The organism is Nioella sp. (genome assembly GCF_965215655.1).
In the GTDB taxonomy this organism is placed as follows: domain Bacteria; phylum Pseudomonadota; class Alphaproteobacteria; order Rhodobacterales; family Rhodobacteraceae; genus Nioella.
Map to the genome: position 1 here is coordinate 3,131,312 of NZ_OZ244111.1, position 14,979 is coordinate 3,146,290.

21 protein-coding genes and 1 pseudogene are annotated in these 14,979 nt (G+C 63.2%); 9 read left to right on the top strand and 13 right to left on the bottom strand.

Translation table 11 applies throughout. The features are described from left to right. Positions 1 to 26: 26 nt before the first annotated feature. Positions 27 to 830 (bottom strand): GNAT family N-acetyltransferase, encoded by an 804-nt coding sequence (locus ACOOEX_RS15555; RefSeq protein ID WP_420395687.1) that lies wholly within the window; start codon positions 828 to 830, stop codon positions 27 to 29. Positions 831 to 983: 153 nt separating this feature from the next. Between ACOOEX_RS15555 and ACOOEX_RS15560 the strand changes: the two genes are divergently transcribed. Beyond that, positions 984 to 1,847 carry a bifunctional helix-turn-helix domain-containing protein/methylated-DNA--[protein]-cysteine S-methyltransferase gene (locus ACOOEX_RS15560; RefSeq protein WP_420395688.1) on the top strand — a complete coding sequence of 288 codons (864 nt, stop codon included), beginning with the start codon at positions 984 to 986 and terminating at the stop codon, positions 1,845 to 1,847. Here the strand turns inward: ACOOEX_RS15560 and ACOOEX_RS15565 are convergent. Together ACOOEX_RS15565 and ACOOEX_RS15570 are read right to left on the bottom strand one after the other, a co-directional pair. Continuing rightward, positions 1,844 to 2,626, bottom strand: a complete 783-nt coding sequence (locus ACOOEX_RS15565; RefSeq protein WP_420395689.1) for a methyltransferase domain-containing protein — start codon at positions 2,624 to 2,626, stop codon at positions 1,844 to 1,846. The genes ACOOEX_RS15560 and ACOOEX_RS15565 overlap by 4 nt on opposite strands. Before the next feature lie 58 nt (positions 2,627 to 2,684). Then, positions 2,685 to 4,550 carry a cation:proton antiporter gene (locus ACOOEX_RS15570; protein ID WP_420395690.1) on the bottom strand — a complete coding sequence of 622 codons (1,866 nt, stop codon included), beginning with the start codon at positions 4,548 to 4,550 and terminating at the stop codon, positions 2,685 to 2,687. Between the two features lie 222 nt (positions 4,551 to 4,772). Here ACOOEX_RS15570 and ACOOEX_RS15575 point away from each other — a divergent pair, with 222 nt between their 5' ends. Both ACOOEX_RS15575 and ACOOEX_RS15580 read left to right on the top strand, forming a co-directional pair. Next, positions 4,773 to 5,429, top strand: coding sequence for an OmpA family protein (locus ACOOEX_RS15575; protein WP_420395691.1), 657 nt, complete (start codon positions 4,773 to 4,775; stop codon positions 5,427 to 5,429). Between the two features lie 67 nt (positions 5,430 to 5,496). Then, positions 5,497 to 5,658: pseudogene (locus tag ACOOEX_RS15580) on the top strand (FadR/GntR family transcriptional regulator); the annotation flags it as partial. 53 nt (positions 5,659 to 5,711) lie between these two features. Here the strand turns inward: ACOOEX_RS15580 and ACOOEX_RS15585 are convergent. Further along, the gene (locus ACOOEX_RS15585) at positions 5,712 to 5,756 is read right to left on the bottom strand and encodes an LPKTxAVK-anchored surface protein (RefSeq protein WP_227434910.1); all 45 of its coding nucleotides are present in this window, start codon (positions 5,754 to 5,756) and stop codon (positions 5,712 to 5,714) included. On the opposite strand from ACOOEX_RS15585, the gene ACOOEX_RS15590 reads away from it, so the two are divergent. Further along, positions 5,755 to 6,264, top strand: coding sequence for an FCD domain-containing protein (locus tag ACOOEX_RS15590; RefSeq protein ID WP_420398383.1), 510 nt, complete (start codon positions 5,755 to 5,757; stop codon positions 6,262 to 6,264). The two genes, ACOOEX_RS15585 and ACOOEX_RS15590, sit on opposite strands and share 2 nt — an antisense overlap. Before the next feature lie 93 nt (positions 6,265 to 6,357). Here the strand turns inward: ACOOEX_RS15590 and ACOOEX_RS15595 are convergent, their stop codons facing one another. Together ACOOEX_RS15595 and ACOOEX_RS15600 are read right to left on the bottom strand one after the other, a co-directional pair. After that, on the bottom strand, positions 6,358 to 6,876 hold the full coding sequence (locus ACOOEX_RS15595) for a GNAT family N-acetyltransferase (protein ID WP_420395692.1): 519 nt from the start codon (positions 6,874 to 6,876) through the stop codon (positions 6,358 to 6,360). A 577-nt stretch (positions 6,877 to 7,453) separates the two neighbouring features. Next, the gene (locus tag ACOOEX_RS15600; RefSeq protein WP_420395693.1) at positions 7,454 to 8,491 is read right to left on the bottom strand and encodes a sulfotransferase; all 1,038 of its coding nucleotides are present in this window, start codon (positions 8,489 to 8,491) and stop codon (positions 7,454 to 7,456) included. A 159-nt stretch (positions 8,492 to 8,650) separates the two neighbouring features. Between ACOOEX_RS15600 and ACOOEX_RS15605 the strand changes: the two genes are divergently transcribed. The 4 genes from ACOOEX_RS15605 (at position 8,651) to ACOOEX_RS15620 (ending at position 10,347) form a co-directional block, all read left to right on the top strand. Continuing rightward, complete coding sequence (locus tag ACOOEX_RS15605) at positions 8,651 to 9,187, top strand: hypothetical protein (RefSeq protein WP_420395694.1); 537 nt, start codon at positions 8,651 to 8,653, stop codon at positions 9,185 to 9,187. 63 nt (positions 9,188 to 9,250) lie between these two features. Next, a complete protein-coding gene (locus ACOOEX_RS15610; RefSeq protein WP_420395695.1) occupies positions 9,251 to 9,520 on the top strand; it encodes a hypothetical protein in 270 nt (89 codons plus the stop codon). Between the two features lie 7 nt (positions 9,521 to 9,527). Continuing rightward, a complete protein-coding gene (locus tag ACOOEX_RS15615; protein ID WP_420395696.1) occupies positions 9,528 to 9,839 on the top strand; it encodes a hypothetical protein in 312 nt (103 codons plus the stop codon). Between the two features lie 121 nt (positions 9,840 to 9,960). Then, the gene (locus tag ACOOEX_RS15620; RefSeq protein ID WP_420395697.1) at positions 9,961 to 10,347 is read left to right on the top strand and encodes a hypothetical protein; all 387 of its coding nucleotides are present in this window, start codon (positions 9,961 to 9,963) and stop codon (positions 10,345 to 10,347) included. 42 nt (positions 10,348 to 10,389) lie between these two features. Here ACOOEX_RS15620 and ACOOEX_RS15625 read toward each other — a convergent pair whose 3' ends face one another. The 7 genes from ACOOEX_RS15625 to ACOOEX_RS15655 all read right to left on the bottom strand — a co-directional run bounded on the left by ACOOEX_RS15625 (position 10,390) and on the right by ACOOEX_RS15655 (position 14,149). Then, on the bottom strand, positions 10,390 to 11,205 hold the full coding sequence (locus tag ACOOEX_RS15625) for a sugar phosphate isomerase/epimerase family protein (protein ID WP_420395698.1): 816 nt from the start codon (positions 11,203 to 11,205) through the stop codon (positions 10,390 to 10,392). 66 nt (positions 11,206 to 11,271) lie between these two features. After that, positions 11,272 to 11,535, bottom strand: coding sequence for a zf-TFIIB domain-containing protein (locus ACOOEX_RS15630; RefSeq protein WP_420395699.1), 264 nt, complete (start codon positions 11,533 to 11,535; stop codon positions 11,272 to 11,274). A 92-nt stretch (positions 11,536 to 11,627) separates the two neighbouring features. After that, positions 11,628 to 12,221 (bottom strand): rhodanese-like domain-containing protein, encoded by a 594-nt coding sequence (locus tag ACOOEX_RS15635; RefSeq protein WP_420395700.1) that lies wholly within the window; start codon positions 12,219 to 12,221, stop codon positions 11,628 to 11,630. 74 nt (positions 12,222 to 12,295) lie between these two features. Then, positions 12,296 to 12,571, bottom strand: coding sequence for a DUF5665 domain-containing protein (locus ACOOEX_RS15640; RefSeq protein WP_420395701.1), 276 nt, complete (start codon positions 12,569 to 12,571; stop codon positions 12,296 to 12,298). Then, entirely contained in the window at positions 12,568 to 12,888 is a 321-nt protein-coding gene (locus ACOOEX_RS15645; RefSeq protein ID WP_420395702.1) for an antibiotic biosynthesis monooxygenase family protein, read from the bottom strand. The genes ACOOEX_RS15640 and ACOOEX_RS15645 overlap by 4 nt, the downstream gene beginning before the upstream one ends. A gap of 199 nt (positions 12,889 to 13,087) precedes the next feature. Continuing rightward, on the bottom strand, positions 13,088 to 13,531 hold the full coding sequence (locus tag ACOOEX_RS15650) for a hypothetical protein (RefSeq protein WP_420395703.1): 444 nt from the start codon (positions 13,529 to 13,531) through the stop codon (positions 13,088 to 13,090). A gap of 144 nt (positions 13,532 to 13,675) precedes the next feature. Further along, on the bottom strand, positions 13,676 to 14,149 hold the full coding sequence (locus ACOOEX_RS15655; protein ID WP_420395704.1) for a tRNA (cytidine(34)-2'-O)-methyltransferase: 474 nt from the start codon (positions 14,147 to 14,149) through the stop codon (positions 13,676 to 13,678). A gap of 296 nt (positions 14,150 to 14,445) precedes the next feature. On the opposite strand from ACOOEX_RS15655, the gene ACOOEX_RS15660 reads away from it, so the two are divergent. Further along, positions 14,446 to 14,925, top strand: coding sequence for a HugZ family protein (locus tag ACOOEX_RS15660; RefSeq protein ID WP_420395705.1), 480 nt, complete (start codon positions 14,446 to 14,448; stop codon positions 14,923 to 14,925). Positions 14,926 to 14,979 lie beyond the last annotated feature (54 nt).

Genomic DNA, 14,979 nt, shown 5'->3' on the forward strand with positions numbered 1-14,979 from the left:
GTTCCTCCTGATGCTACACCGGATCTTCACTTCGTGACGCTGCCCGCCGCGAAGACCTCGGGGGCAATGGAAATGATAATCGTCCGGTCCGTGGCCTCAAGCCCAAGCTTGGTACAGAGCCTTTCGGACGGGGCATTCCCTTCCCTGATCCCGGTAAAGAAGCCGGTCATCCCGTGCCCGTCCACAATCCTCAGCATCGATTCCGCCCCGAGCACCAGCGCAAGCCCCTGACCGCGATGACGATCATCCGTCGCCAGCATCCCCCACCAGAACTCTCGCCCCCGGCAGCTGTCGGGATGAAACTGTGCCACGGCGGCGGAGGTGGCGACGACCTCACCCGCGTCCGTCTGCGCGTAGACGCAGGCCGCCGGACGGGCCAAGCCGCGCAGAAACTGGCCCATGGGTAGCAGAACCTCGCAGGAGGCCGTGACCCTGTCGAGCTGCGCCATCACCTCGGCGGGGGTGTCGGCATCGACCTGGCCGACGGTCAGGCCCGCAGGCAGGGACCGGCTGGCCAGCACCTCGCGCGCGGCCTGAATGGCTCCTATCCCGCCTGCCCAACTGACATACTCGTCGAGCGAGAGCCCTGCAGCCTGCAGCGCGTCGCGGCGCGCGGCAACCTCCCCCTCTGAAACACCTTCACAGGACGAGACCCCCTGGAGACGCGCCAGCGAAATCTGTTGCGCAAGAGAGTCCGGCGACGGATCGGTCACGCCGACGGCCCGGCCATGGCAGCAATAGGCGGGATCATCGCCAAGCAGCGTCCACATCGCGGCGGCACGGCGTTGAAGCCCCTGCTGAGCGGGCGATCCGAAAAACTCGTCGCGCATGTGTGCGTCCTGGAAATGTGAAACTGAGCGATGCTAGCAAGTCCTATTCCTTCTGTCGCGCATCAAAGTAGGAGAGGCCGGGGCCAGCGCAGGAATATGCGCAAGAAACGGGTCGCGGGGATGGGCGGGGCGGATTACATCTTGGGGCAGGAGATGACCCAGATGACCCCACCCGACGACAGCGCCTACCATTTCAACGTGATCCGCCGCGCGCTCGACGTGATCGACGCGGCCCCTGCCCCCGGGCCCTCGCTGGACGATCTGGCGAAGGGCCTCGGGATGAGCCCCGCCCATCTGCAACGGGTGTTTTCGAGGTGGGTCGGCGTCAGCCCCAAGCGTTACCAGCAATACCTGACTCTCGATCACGCAAGGCACCTGCTGCGCGACCGGTTCACGACGCTCGCTACGGCAGATGAGGTGGGGCTGTCGGGCTCTGGCCGTCTGCACGATCTCTTCGTGACCTGGGAGGCGATGAGCCCCGGCGATTACGCCCGTGGGGGTGAAGGGCTGGAGATCTTCTGGGGCTGGTATGAAAGCCCCTTCGGCCCGGCGCTCATCATGGGCACCGACAAGGGCATCTGCGGCATTGCCTTCGCTGCCGAAACGGGACCAGAGGCGGCGATGGAGGATATGCTGTCGCGTTGGCCGAACGCCCGGTTCACCGAGGACCCGATGGCCCTGAAACCCTGGGCCGATGCCGCCTTTGGCGCGGCAGGAGGCGAGGCGCGGCTCTACCTCATCGGGGCGCCCTTCCAGATCAAGGTGTGGGAGGCGCTGCTGCGCATCCCGTCGGGCCATGTCACCACCTATTCCGAGATCGCGGGCGCCGTGGGCAACCCCAAGGCCGTGCGCGCCGTGGGCACCGCTGTGGGGCGCAACCCGATCAGCTGGCTGATCCCCTGCCACCGCGCGCTTCGCAAATCGGGCGGGCTTGGCGGCTATCACTGGGGCCTGCCGGTGAAACGCGCGATGCTGGCCTGGGAAGCGGCAGAAGAAGACGCGCGCGAAAGCGCCTAGGTGTCTGGCTTGCGGGCGGCGATCGAGAAATAGGTCATTGCAAAGAAGAACCGCCCCTCGGCGGCCAGCTTTCGCTGCTCCTCGGCCCAGGCTTTGGCCATATCTTCGGCGCCGGGTTCTGTCTGGATCGCATAGTTCGTCATCAGGATGATCATCATGTTCGCCAGCCCGTCCGGGCGCAGGGTGGTATCCGTGAACGTGATGGGCCGCACCGTTTCCACACTGTATCCCACATCGGTCAGGATGGCAGGCAGCCGCGCCGGGACGATCCGGTCCGCCAGGTGACGGTCCCAGATCTCCTGCATCCGTGCCATGCGCTCTGGCTGGTCGCTGTACCAGGCCAGCATGTCCCAATGCGCATCGCCAACCACCAGCTTCCCGCCCGGTCGCAGAACGCGAAGCAGCTCGGCAGATACGCCGGGCAGATCGCTGAGATATTCGAAGACCTGAACCGACACGGCCTTGTCAAAGCTTTCGTCCCCGAAGGGCAGGCTTTCCGCTGCGCCATCCCGGAAGGTGACGTTCTGGTGATCGGAGCAGCGGCTGAGCGCAAGGGCACGCATGTCTTCGCTCGGGTCCAGACCTGTCACATGCCCCTCCGGGCCGACGGCCCGCGCCAGTTCCTGTGTCAGCAGCCCATTTCCACAACCCAGATCAAGCACGTGGTCCCCGCCAACCGGCGCGAGGTCGTCGAAGATGGCCCTTCGCCGTCTGGTGACATCGGCCCCCTGATAGGCGGTTTCGAGCACCTTGGCTGTCGCTGTGTCGAAGCTGAGCATCTGCTATCCTCCCGAACACAACCATAGCGCGAACCCCTCAAAACGAAACCCCCTTGTGCTATCCGCTCTCTCTGATCCGTGCCATTTCAGCCTTCAACGCTTCTTCGAACTCCTCCCGGAACTCGGCTACACGGGCGATATACGCCTCGTTTTCATGCGGGGGCACGTCCAGCCTGTGGACGTCAGCGACACGGATCATCGCCTCCCGATCCTGGGCATTGAACGCCGCAATCATCGCTTCGGACCGGTCGCGGTCGGTCCCGAACGCCTCGATCATCGAGCGGCCCATGCGCAGGCTGCTGTCATAGGTTTCGCGGATGATATCGCGGCAGCCATGTTGCCAGAGGTCATAGACGTGGTCCCGATCGGTGGCCCGCGCGATCACGTGGACATTGGGATAGGTGGAGGTGACGTGATGGACGATCTGGGTGATCCCCTCGCGGTCATCAATCGCCACCACCATCACCTTGGCCTCGGCAATCCCTGCCGCGTGCAGCAGGTCGGGCCGGGTCGCATCGCCATAGAAAATCCGCGCGCCGAAGCGGGCCATGATGTCGAGCCTGCGGGACGAATAGTCTATCACCGTTGTCTGATACCCCGCCGCCCGCGCGATCCGGTCCACGAGCCCGCCGATCCGGCCCGCGCCCGCGATGATGACATTCGATCCTTCGGGCATCTCATCGGCCTCGCGCTCGGCCTCCAGCGTATAGCGGGGGCGGATCACCCTATCGTAGAGGATGAAGAGCGCCGGGGTCAGGAGCATCGACAGCGCCACGACAAGCAACAGCTGATCGGCCAGCGGCCCGGGAATGACGGCGTTGGCCACGGTGAAGGACAGGAGGACAAAGCCGAACTCGCCGGCCTGCGCCAGCCCGAGCGCGAAGAGCCATTTGTCCGCACCGCGCAGCTTGAAGACCGCCGCCAGAACCAGCAGCACAGCCACTTTCAGCGCCATCAGGCCAAGCGTCAGGGCGACCGTGGTGCCAAGATTCTCCGCCAGCAGGGCGAAGTTGATCCCTGCCCCCACGGTCATGAAGAAGAGGCCAAGCAGCAGCCCCCGGAACGGGTCGATATCGCTTTCAAGCTCGTGCCGGTAGGGCGAATTGGCCAGAACCACCCCCGCCAGAAACGTACCAAGCGCCGGTGACAACCCGACCAGCGACATCAGAAGCGCGATGCCGATGACCATCATCAGGGCGGTTGCCGTGAACAGCTCCCTCAGATTGGCGACCGAGATGAAGCGGAAGATTGGGGTGGTCAGGTAGTTGCCGCCCACCACCACGGCCCCGATCGCCCCAAGCGTCACAAGCGCCGTTTGCCAGCCGGACAGCCCGTCAACGAGACTGAGGCCCGGCCCATGGCCATCCTCTGCCCCATGGCCAGCGCCGTGGCTCAGTGCCTCGATCAGTTCCGGCATGGCCAGAAGCGGGATGAAGGCCAGCATCGGGATAACCGCGATATCCTGCGTCAGCAGCACCGCGAAAGAGGATTGCCCGCCATCGGATCGCATCAGCCCCTTTTCGTTCAGGGTTTGCAGGACAATCGCCGTCGAGGACAGCGCGAAAACCAACCCGATTGCCAGCGCCACCGTCCAGGGCTGGCCAAAGGCCAATGCCACGACCATAACCGCCGCCGCCGTCAGCCCGACCTGCCCGCCGCCAAGCCCCAGAAGCTGCGCGCGCATGGACCAGAGGTTCTTCGGCTCCAACTCCAGCCCCACGAGGAACAGCATCATCACAACGCCAAATTCCGCAAAATGCTGGATCGAGATCACATCCACATGCAGCAGGCTCAGGACAGGGCTGATGACGATGCCCGCGATCAGGTAACCCAGAACCGACCCGAGCCCGAGCCGCGAGGCAATCGGCACGGCAACAACGCCCGCAATAAGGAAGATGAAAGCCAGAAGCAGAAAATCGGTCATGAAGGCCCCCCGTTCGCTGTGATCCACGGTAGGGCCACCACAGGGAAAAACAACCTGCGATTGCTGCCATCTGGCCTGCAGATCTCATCACGCGGAAGCGGCCCCACCTGCGCGGGTTTCCGCCTGACCGCAGTTTATCGCTACCGGAGCGGAAATCCGCTGCTATAGTCCGGCGAAACCCCGCATCAGACCGGGTCCAGGACTATTGGGAAAGGCAGCACCATGAACACCCCCTTCCGTATTCTTTCGATCAGCCTGATATCGGCCATCGGCCTTGCCGCCTGTGAACCGGCCTATCTTCAGGATCCGAACCAGAACCGCACCCGTGACGGCGCCATTATCGGCGGGATGCTGGGGGCCTTTCTCGGGGCGGCGGCGGATGATGACAACCGGGGCCGCAATGCCGTGCTCGGCGCTGCGGCAGGGGCGGCTGTCGGTGGGGCAATCGGCTATTCGCTGGATCAGCAGGCCGCCGACCTTCGTGCCTCGATGGCCAATGACAATATCGTCATCGACAACCGGGGCGATCACCTGATGGTCACCATGCCCGACGGTATCCTCTTTGACACCGACAGCGCCGCGATCCGGGCGGGCCTTCAGGCCGATCTGCGCGCCATGGCCCGCAACCTTCAGCAATACCCGGCCTCGACCGTGGACGTGATCGGCCATACCGACAACACCGGGTCCGCCGAGTATAACCAGGATCTTTCCGCCCGCCGCGCCAGCGCGGTGGCCGGGGTGCTTCTGGAACAGGGCGTTGATCCGGCCCGCGTGCGCAGCTTTGGCCGGGGTGAGAACGAGCCGGTGGCGACGAACCTGACACCCGAGGGCCGGCAGCAGAACCGCCGGGTCGAGATCATCATTCGCCCGACCAGCTAAGCCTACGCTTTTTCTGGACTTCCCTCGATCTGGTCATTTAACCTGACCAATCAGAGGGAGGTCCGCCATGCCATTCCAACGCATCGACGCAGAAAAACTGTCGCAGTCCGTTGTTCGCCAGATCGAGCAGCTGATCCTGCGGGGTATTCTGCGCCCCGGTGAACGCCTGCCATCGGAGCGGGAACTGTCGGAACGGCTTGGCGTGTCGCGCCCCAGTCTGCGCGAGGCGATTGCCGAATTGCAGGACCGTGGCCTGCTGGCGACCCGTGCCGGGGCTGGCATCTATGTGGCCGATGTTCTGGGCAGCGCCTTCTCTCCCGCCCTGATCCGCCTCTTCGCGTCCCATGATCAGGCGGTGCTGGATTATATCGGCTTTCGCCGCGATCTGGAGGGCGTCGCCGCCGCCCGCGCCGCCGAGGCGGGCACCGATACCGACCTGAAGGTCATCGACACGATCTTTCACAAGATGGAACAGGTCCATTCCAAGCGGAACCCGTCGGACGAGGCCGAATTGGATGCGCAGTTTCACCTCGCCATCATCGAGGCCAGCCACAACGTGATCATGCTGCACATGATGCGCTCGATGTTCGACCTGCTGAAAGAGGGCGTGTTCTACAACCGTCAGGTCATGTTCAAGCAGCGCAACACCCGCGATATCCTGCTGGAACACCACCGCGCCATCAACGACGCCATCCAGGCCCGTGACCCCGATGCCGCGCGCGAGGCCGTGAATGTCCACCTGACCTTCGTCGAGGACGCGCTGGACCTGCAAAACAAGATCGCCAAGAACGAAGAAATCGCCAAACTGCGCTACGCGCATGAGCAGGATCGGTAAGCGATAGCACGGCAGTTCAGCCAGGTGTTCATATAATCCGTCGACACGCGCTCACCTTTGCACTCTGACAGTCGAGGATTGTGACGGACGGAGTTATACGAGAGAGCGTTCCATGAAATAGACCTTGTCACGCCATAGGTCGGGAAAGCCTTGCGGATGAGGCATCGGGACGAAGCCAGCATTTTCGTACATGATCCTCGCATGATTAAGAAATGTCGCTGACGAAAAGAACACGCTCTCGTATCGGTCGGCGACCAGTTGTTCGAACAATCGGCTCAACAACTTGCCGCCAAGCCCGTTGCCTCTGCCCGTTTCACTGACAAACATTCGATTGAACTCAGCGACGCACGGCCCTGCCTTTCGGTACATGACGCACCCGGCAGGTTCCCCGTCCAACCAAGCGATCAAAACGCCGCCCTCAGGCCGTTTATGCAATTCGGGCAGGTCCGTAAGAATCGCCTTGAACCCGGCAGGATCCATCGGATGATCGGCACCTCTCGGCCAATCCGTCGGGTAGTGCCTCCAATGCCAATCCAACCATTCTTCGCAAAGCCTTCGTGCAGCCTCATAATCACTTGGATCTGTGGCCAGTCTCACCTGAATTTCAGCCAAACTCGCACCCCTCTTTGCTCAATGTGACAACCCTGCAACCCACTGGCGATAAAAGTCAAACGGCCACGCCTCACGTCAGACACGGACGAGTGCTTATGATTGCCGATGTACTTGCCACGCGAACCTGAACGGTCGCCTGATGCGTCCGGAAAGAAGAAGAATTCATTCGTTGTCAGGTTCGTTGACACAATACGCCCTTCGGTGATCCCTCGGCTGGCGCGTCCTGCGTATCCTGATGCAAACTGACGCGGTCGCAGGACTTGGCGCGGGCGAACGCCTCGTCCCTCTCGTGAAGCCTCGCGAACGGAAGCAAACCCGCGTGACGCGTTTCAAGGTGGGTGGCGACGCGGTTTCGAAACCGCGTAAAAAGGGCTTTCGAAAGCCCTTCCCCGCACCTCTGGCAACCCGCCCGCAAAGCCATTGCCGGTCTGCCAATCACAAGACGCGTCCTGCATGCTCAGCAACAGCCCGGTGCGGTCGCGGCAAGGGGCGCGGGAAAGAGCCCCTCAGACGGTGACCTCTGCCTTCAGGGCAACACACCCGATCCCCCCGGAGCCGCACGCATAGGAACTCTTGCCTATCGGGCCCGCCTGTTGCGCAGGAATTCTCCGAACCAGCGAAGGGCATCGCGGGCCTCTTCCATCGGGCCAACCGGGGCGGACAACGCATATCCCATGCGCGCCATGAACCGGTGCAACCTGCGTTCGATGCAACGCTGATCCTCTGCCGACAACTGGTCCCGCGCGATGGCGCTGTTGCGAAACACGCGGTCTTTCACCACCCCGCGCGAGGAGTTTCCAAGCCACGGCTGACCGTTCTTCGTCGGCTCCAGCATAGACGCATGAAAGGGGACGCCGATGAACTCCGCCAACTGGTGCATCACCGCCTCGGTATCCGCCGTCAGCCTGTCATAATCCAGAACGAACAACTGATCCGCCGGGTAAATCGCCCACAGGCGCAGCCGCTTCCGGACAGTGCGCGCAAAGGCCCCCGCGGATTGCGGCGTGTGGTCATACATCCGGGCGACATTCACAAGCGACAGGTAATGCTCCATTGGGTCGCGGGTGCATTGAATGAACCGCCCCCGCGGGCCAAGCATCCGGCGCCATTTTCGCGCGAACCGTTCATTATGCGGGGCCTTGCAGACGAAGTGGAGCCGCCCGTCCGGGATCGCCCGGCCCATGGCCAGCAGATAGGCCGCGATCACGACCCGAAACCGGGACAGGGGCACCGAATGGGCGGCAAACCCATCGACGATAAGCCGTTCGAACAGGTCCCAGTCGAACATGGAATAATCCATGCTGCCAAATCCGGTGCCGCCATGCGCTGTATAATCGGTCAAGCTGTAATCGGTCTTGCCGCTGGCCAGCCGCCGGGTGTTTTCATTGTCCAGGAACTTGCGGGCCGCACGGGCTGCATCCCGCCTGTCGGCCTTCATGTGGAAAAAGCGCAGCTCCTCCGGGAAGGTCACCAGATCGGGGTGGCCGTCCAGCAGGGTCAGCGGCAGGGTGGTGCCGGTCTTGGCCATGCCGCCGATCACGGTCGCCGTCAGATCGACGGAAAAGATCGGCTCCAGCAGTTCGAGGCTGGATCTTGAGTGATCCTTTGGCGACAAAACAGGCCCTCCCGATCGGTGTCCGGTCATGGTTCGGCCTCGACCTAGCAGAGGCCAGAGGGTCGGGCTAGCCCGGAAATCCGGGGGCACCGGGTCTTGCCATCGCAGTCTTTGCAGCCTTGCGGCGAAACGGAAACCGGGGCCGCGGCGGATCGCAGCGTGGAACAGAGGCCCCGGACGCCGGGCGTTCCCGACGGACCGAGGCGGGCAACCCACCAGTCCGAAGGGGCCGTTCCCGCCGCCCGCAAACCCTGCTACCATCCCGCCATGCGTGCCCTGATCCTCCTTGCCCTTCTCACCTCTCCCGCCCATGCCTGGCAGGCGGGCAGCGAGGGGCGGGTCTGCACCCTCCGCAATTCCGATCCCGCCGCCGATGTCCAGCTCACCTATGACCCTCACGGGCCGCTCTATTCCATCACCGTGACCACGCCCGCGCCATGGCCCGATGCGCCTGTCTTCGGCCTCCAGTTCGACGGGTCCCGGCCCAACATCATTACAACCACCCGGCACGAACGGGACGAAACGGGTCACAGCCTGACGGTTACCGACCAAGGCTTCGGCAACGTGCTCGACGGGCTGGAATTCAACCGGACCGCCACCGCCTTTTCCGGGCAGGGTTTCGCCCGGATCGACCTGACCGGGGCCGCGCCAGAGGTGCAGATCTTTCGCGCCTGTACCACTAGCCCCTCGGTGTAGACGAAAATTGAACCGGCGCGCCCGCTGCCGCGACCCATGGTCAGGAACCAAGGGAAGCCAACCATGCGCCGGATCGCCAGCCTCTTCTGCACCGCCCTCAATCTGGGCCTGACCGGTCCTGCCATTGCCCACACGGCTGGCCCGATGCTGGACGCCCCCACATCCGCACCCATCCACCTGCCCGCCGCGCTGGCCCAGGACGCCCCCGCCTGTCACAGCGCCGTGTTTCACGCGGGCCAGTATCCCGCCGATCCGCTGAGTGTGGACAGCATCACCTGCCTCGATGCCAGCTGCGACACACGTGAAATCATCCTCTGCACCCTGACGGACTGACCGAGCCATGACCATGCAAGCCGATCCCTCCGCCCCCCTGCCCTGCTACAGCCAGATGATGCGCCGGATTATCTATGCGCTCTCCGCGCTGCAGGCCGTTTTGCTGGCCGTGGCGGTGCTTGTCTCGCATCGCTTCGCCGTCGTGATGGCCGGACAGCCTTTGCCGCTGTGGATGGCCCTGGTGGCAGGCTTGGCGCTGTCGGCTCTGCTCGTGCCGGCGCTTGCGCTTGCCCATTCCCGCGCCCACCAGCATCTGGGCATGGCCATGGCCCTGACCCCGCTGGCCGCTATGGCGGCCCTATCGGTCTATCTGAATTGACAGTCACACATATGAGGAGCTTGCGTTAGTATTTCTGTAACGACTCGGCCCCATGCCGGTCGATTCCATCGGGCCCGGACCTGCCGCCGGGCCTGCACACGAGTTAATTGACGAGGTTATCATGCGCATCAAACTTGCCGCCCTTGCCCTTCTTCTGTCGGCCCCCGCCGCTCTGGCCGACCAGTTCATCGCCACGTTTTCCAACCCGAACCATCCGCGAAACCTGCGAATCGCGATCACTCAGCTCAATGCCAGCGGCGGCACGATCAGCACTGACAACCGCCGCCTCGCCCGCGTCGGGCCGGACCGGTCCACCTGGGCCGTGATCCTCGATGGCAATACCGCGCGCGTCTGCGTCACCCTGCGCGGCAATGAAACCGCGACCGATGCGACCGCGATGCTATCGGGCGGCCGGTCTGAATCCGTTGCGATCACCAATAACGGCCGTCAGATGTGCCCCAATGCCGATCCCGGCGATATCGAGATCCTGCTGGTGAGTTTCGAATAAGACCGCAGGCCCGCGCACCGGTCTGTGCGCGGGTCATGCCACCTATTGCGCCAGCCCAAGCGCCTCCAGATGCGCGACGCTTTCCTCCACCCGGTCGAAATCGTTGATCTCGACGATCAGATGCGGGGCGGATTTGATGTTGCGCAGCGCCTGAAACACCGCCTCCCACACGATATTGCCGCGCCCAATGGGCCAATGCCGGTCCGCATAGCCGTCGGTATCCTGCAAATGCACATGCCCGAGGCTTTCGCCCGCTGCCGCGATATACCGATCCGCCGGTGGCGCACCGCAAACCCAATGCGCCCAGTGGGCGTGGCCGGTATCGACCGAGAGGCGCAGCGCGGGCGTGTCCGCCGCCGCGATCACCTCGGCCCGGTCGCGCGGATCGGTGTCCTTGATGTTCTCCATCACCATCTCGACGCCCAGATCCTCAGCCCGTGCAATGGCGGGCTTCAGCGTATCCAGCACGGCGGACACCCGGCGTTCCCGGTCCTTGGGGCCATTGTCCAGATTACAGGCATCCCACCCGTCATAGGGCGAGTGAATGACCATCTGCCGTGCGTTCAGGGCGGCGCAGACATCCAGTGCCTGATCCAGCCGTGTCTGCACCACTGCACGAATGTCCTTGTCTTTCACGTCCAGCTCGAACCCGCCAAAGGGCCCGTGAATGCCAAGCCGCCCGGTCCAGCCGTCCAGCTTGGCCTTGGCCATGTCGATGAATGGCTGCGCATTGGCCAGAATATCGGCCAGGCAGAATTCCGGCAGTTCCAGGTCACGGTTCTTCTCGAACAGCCAGTCGCGGTGTTTGTCGAGATCGAGCACGCTCAACTGCGCGCCGACGATGGGCAGATCGGTCATGTCACCTCCCGTATGGTTTGCCGGGAGTGTGGCAAAGAAAAGGGCGGCTGTCTGCCGCCCGTTTCATCAGAAGTCGAAGATATCGCCCAGGAACGACCCGATGCCGTCCTTCTTCTTGCGCCGGTCGCCACTGTCGCGGTCGCTGCGGCTGCCACGCGCCGGAGCTTCGCGCCAATGGCCTTCACGATTATCGACCAGGGCGCTGCGCTCGATGATCTTGTCCAACTCGCCTCGGTCCAGCCAGACGCCTCGGCAGGTGGGGCAATAATCGATCTCGACCCCGCTGCGTTCGGTGATCACAAGGGCGGTTCCGTCAATCGGGCATTGCATGGGCGCGGGTCTCCTCCGGCGGGTTGATGTCCCCATTCAGATAGGAACAAACCCGCCCGAAACAACGGGCATCCTGACGATTTCCGTCGGATTCAGCCACCCGCGACCGTCAGCCCCAACATCCGCCAGCCCTGCATTCCGGGGCGGTAATAGTGGATGCGTTCTGCCGGGTAGCCTGCCTCGATCATGCGGCGGATGGCGGTCGGCGACTGGCCGCACCACGGCCCGTTGCAAAAGAGCGCCACGTCGCGCGCGCCCTCGCAATCCCACCCGTCAAAGTCGATCTCGCAGCCCAGTTCCCCAAGCCGGTCCACCATTTCCGTGTAGGGCATGTTGACCGCACCGGGGATGGTGCCCGCCTGGAACCAATCCGGCGTACGGCTGTCGACCACGGTCACATCGGAGTCCTGCAATGCCTCCAGCAGCTCCAGTTCGCCAATCGGGCTGACGCCGGGCGCCGGAATCATCGGCTGGACGCAGAAATTCGGACAGGGGCGAGAGGTGCGGCCCCACTCCTCCTCGATCACGTGGTCCGTGTCCTGAATGCGGGTAATCTCGCGCGGGCCGGATGCGGTTTCCACCGTGACGGACATCACATCCGGGGTGATCCCAACGGCATCCTGTGCCAGTGCCGGGGCGGAAAGGGTCAATCCGATGATCAGGGCGGGAAGCAAACCGGGGCGCATGGGCGATCTCCATTTCAAATGCAATGATTTGAATATGAGGCTACGCGCGCACCCGCCCGGGCGCAAGCCCCGGCTCAGCGTCCGGCGGTGATCTCATCGGCGATTCGAGCGGCCCATTCGCCGATCACCGGGATGAAATCCACCTGGCTAAGCGAATAGACCACCGCCGACACAAGAAAAGACGCGCCGATGACCGAGCCAAGCCCGAAGGCCAGCCCGCGTCCGAAACTCAGCGCCAGCATCCGCCCCACCGTGCTTTGCGAGGTGAACAACCGGTGCCGATTGATTACCGCAACTTCTTCGCGCAACTGCCGCAATTCGGTGCTGAGCGCCTCGTCGCCCTCGCTCAATTGAAGCTCTCCGCCACGTCATACATCACCGGCTCGAAGCTCTTGCACAGCTCGTTGATGGCGCGGTTCCTCTTGCGCATCTCGTCGCTGCGCAGCATCGCCTGAAAATCCTCTCGCCGCGTCCACTGGGAATAGTTGGCCACGCGCGTCTGCGCGTCATTCACATGCAGCCCCGCCGCGATGAAACCGGGCTGGTGAGAGATGAACTCCGAATAGGCAGCGGTCAGCGCGTCCAGCAGATCCTGGCAGGTGCCCGGCGTGGTCTCGAATGTGGTGATGACGGTCTGTAGGGCGGCGCCCTTGGTGATGGTCGGCATGGGAGATCCTCCTGTGACACCAGCCTAACAAGCGCGCCTTTCCGCGCCTAGGCCTTGATCGGGATCAATGACCGAGCCATGCGCAGGAAAAAGGGGCCGCGCCTTGCGACACGACCCCCGGGGCAGAGCTACCCCCCAGGGTAGTCCAGACCTTCCTAACCGCACGGTTGGGCGCGGTCATGAAGGAATCACGCTGTTTTCATGGCGGGGACGCCGCGTCCATGAACCGGGCCCGAATCTCGGCGGCACGCAGGTTGCCATCGGGCACGGCCAGGCCGCGCCGCGTCATCTCTTCTTCGATGATCATCAGGAAATCGGCCCCGATCCGCGCATTCACTTCGCCAAGGGCCATGGCATACTGCGCCGCATAGGCCGCCAGAAGCGCGTCATCCCCCGCTTCGGCATAATAGGCGGCCTGATCCCGCCGCCAGACCTCGTCGAAATAGGGATAGAGCGGCGCGATCTCCGGCGCGGATCGCTCGATTGCAGTTTGCGGGGCCGGTGGCCGCTCGTCCAGATCGGCGGTGAAGACCGAGTAGACCGCCAGCCCGAGGCCAAACACACCCACAGCCAGAATCACCCAGTCAAAGGTTGCTGCCCCGCTTTCGCGCGCAGCGAACCCGTCGGAACGCTTCGAAACCATTTACTCATACCCGTTCTAGGTCACTACCGGGCCAGCGTGGCGCAGTGATGGGGCAAGGCCTTGATCGGATTGTGGTTCTTTGCGGCTGTTTCGGGGAAAGGTCTGGCTGCTTCGCGGCAGCCCGTCACAGGGGTTAATCGTTTCTTAACGGGTGAATTGCCCGCGCAACGCCTGATAGACCACCGCCGTCGCCGCATTGGCGAGGTTCAATGACCGGATATGCGGGCTGCGCATCGGCAGGTGGAAAATGCGATCTTCCATGCCGGTCAATATCTCGGCTTGCAGCCCCTTGGTTTCGCGCCCGAAGATCAGATAGGCGTCTTCGGGATAGTCGGGGTCATAGACGCTGGATGCGCCATGCTCTTCGAAGAAGAACAGGCTGTCGCGTGGCGGGGCACGGTCATCCAGGAACGCCTGCCAGCTGTCATATTCGCTCAGCCTCACATGTTTCCAGTAATCCAGCCCGGCCCGGCGCACGGCCTTGTCGTCGATGGAAAACCCGTAAGGTCGGATCAGGATCAGCTCCAGATCCAGCGCCACGCAGGTGCGCCCGATGGTGCCGGTATTGCCGGGGATTTCAGGGGTCACCAGCACCAGTTTCATGCGTTTCTCTGTCACCGGTCCGCTCCACCGCCGTTTCAGGACACAGCCCTTACCCAGATCGCCCGCAACACGCAAACAGGGGTAGCACGACTGACGCATTTCATAGCTGACGTTAACGTTACGCTAGGGAATACCGATCAAGATAGGGGCGCGATGCAAGTTCATTTCGCCCGATATCCTCTCCTGTCCATGGCATCGCGCGCCTGTGGCCGATGACACGGGACAGGGCTGACCCCTCCAGAATTCGACTTATGGCCATGTTTATTCAGAACCGCGCCGATGGTATTCCCCTTGCAGGAGGGGCCCCCAACATGTCGAAACCCAAGCGGATGCTGCGCGAAACCGATGACGAGGCGCGCGCGGTCAGTCAGGATCTGCTGCGTAGGGCGCGGTTCGGCTCGCTCGGGGTGATCTGCCCCGACACGCAAAGCCCGATGGTCACCCGCGTCTCCGTTGGCACCGATGGCGATGGCACGCCGGTGACCCTGATTTCCGAACTGTCCCTGCACAGCCAGGCCCTGTTTCACAACAATCAGTGCTCGCTTCTGGTCGGGGAACCGGGGCCACGGGGCGATCCGCTGATCCATCCGCGCCTGACCCTGCAATGCCGGGCCGAGCCCGCAGATAAGAACGACCTCAAACCGCTCTACCTGTCGCAACACCCCAAGGCGACGCTCTACTACGACTTCAGTGATTTCCTGATGCTCCGTCTTTGCGTGACCGCCGCCCACCTCAATGGCGGGTTCGGCAAAGCCTATCGTTTGTCACCTTCTGACCTAAGACTTGTCTAAAAGGACAGGTTTTGTTGCCAAGGTAAGGTAAACGGTGCATCATATTGGTTAACG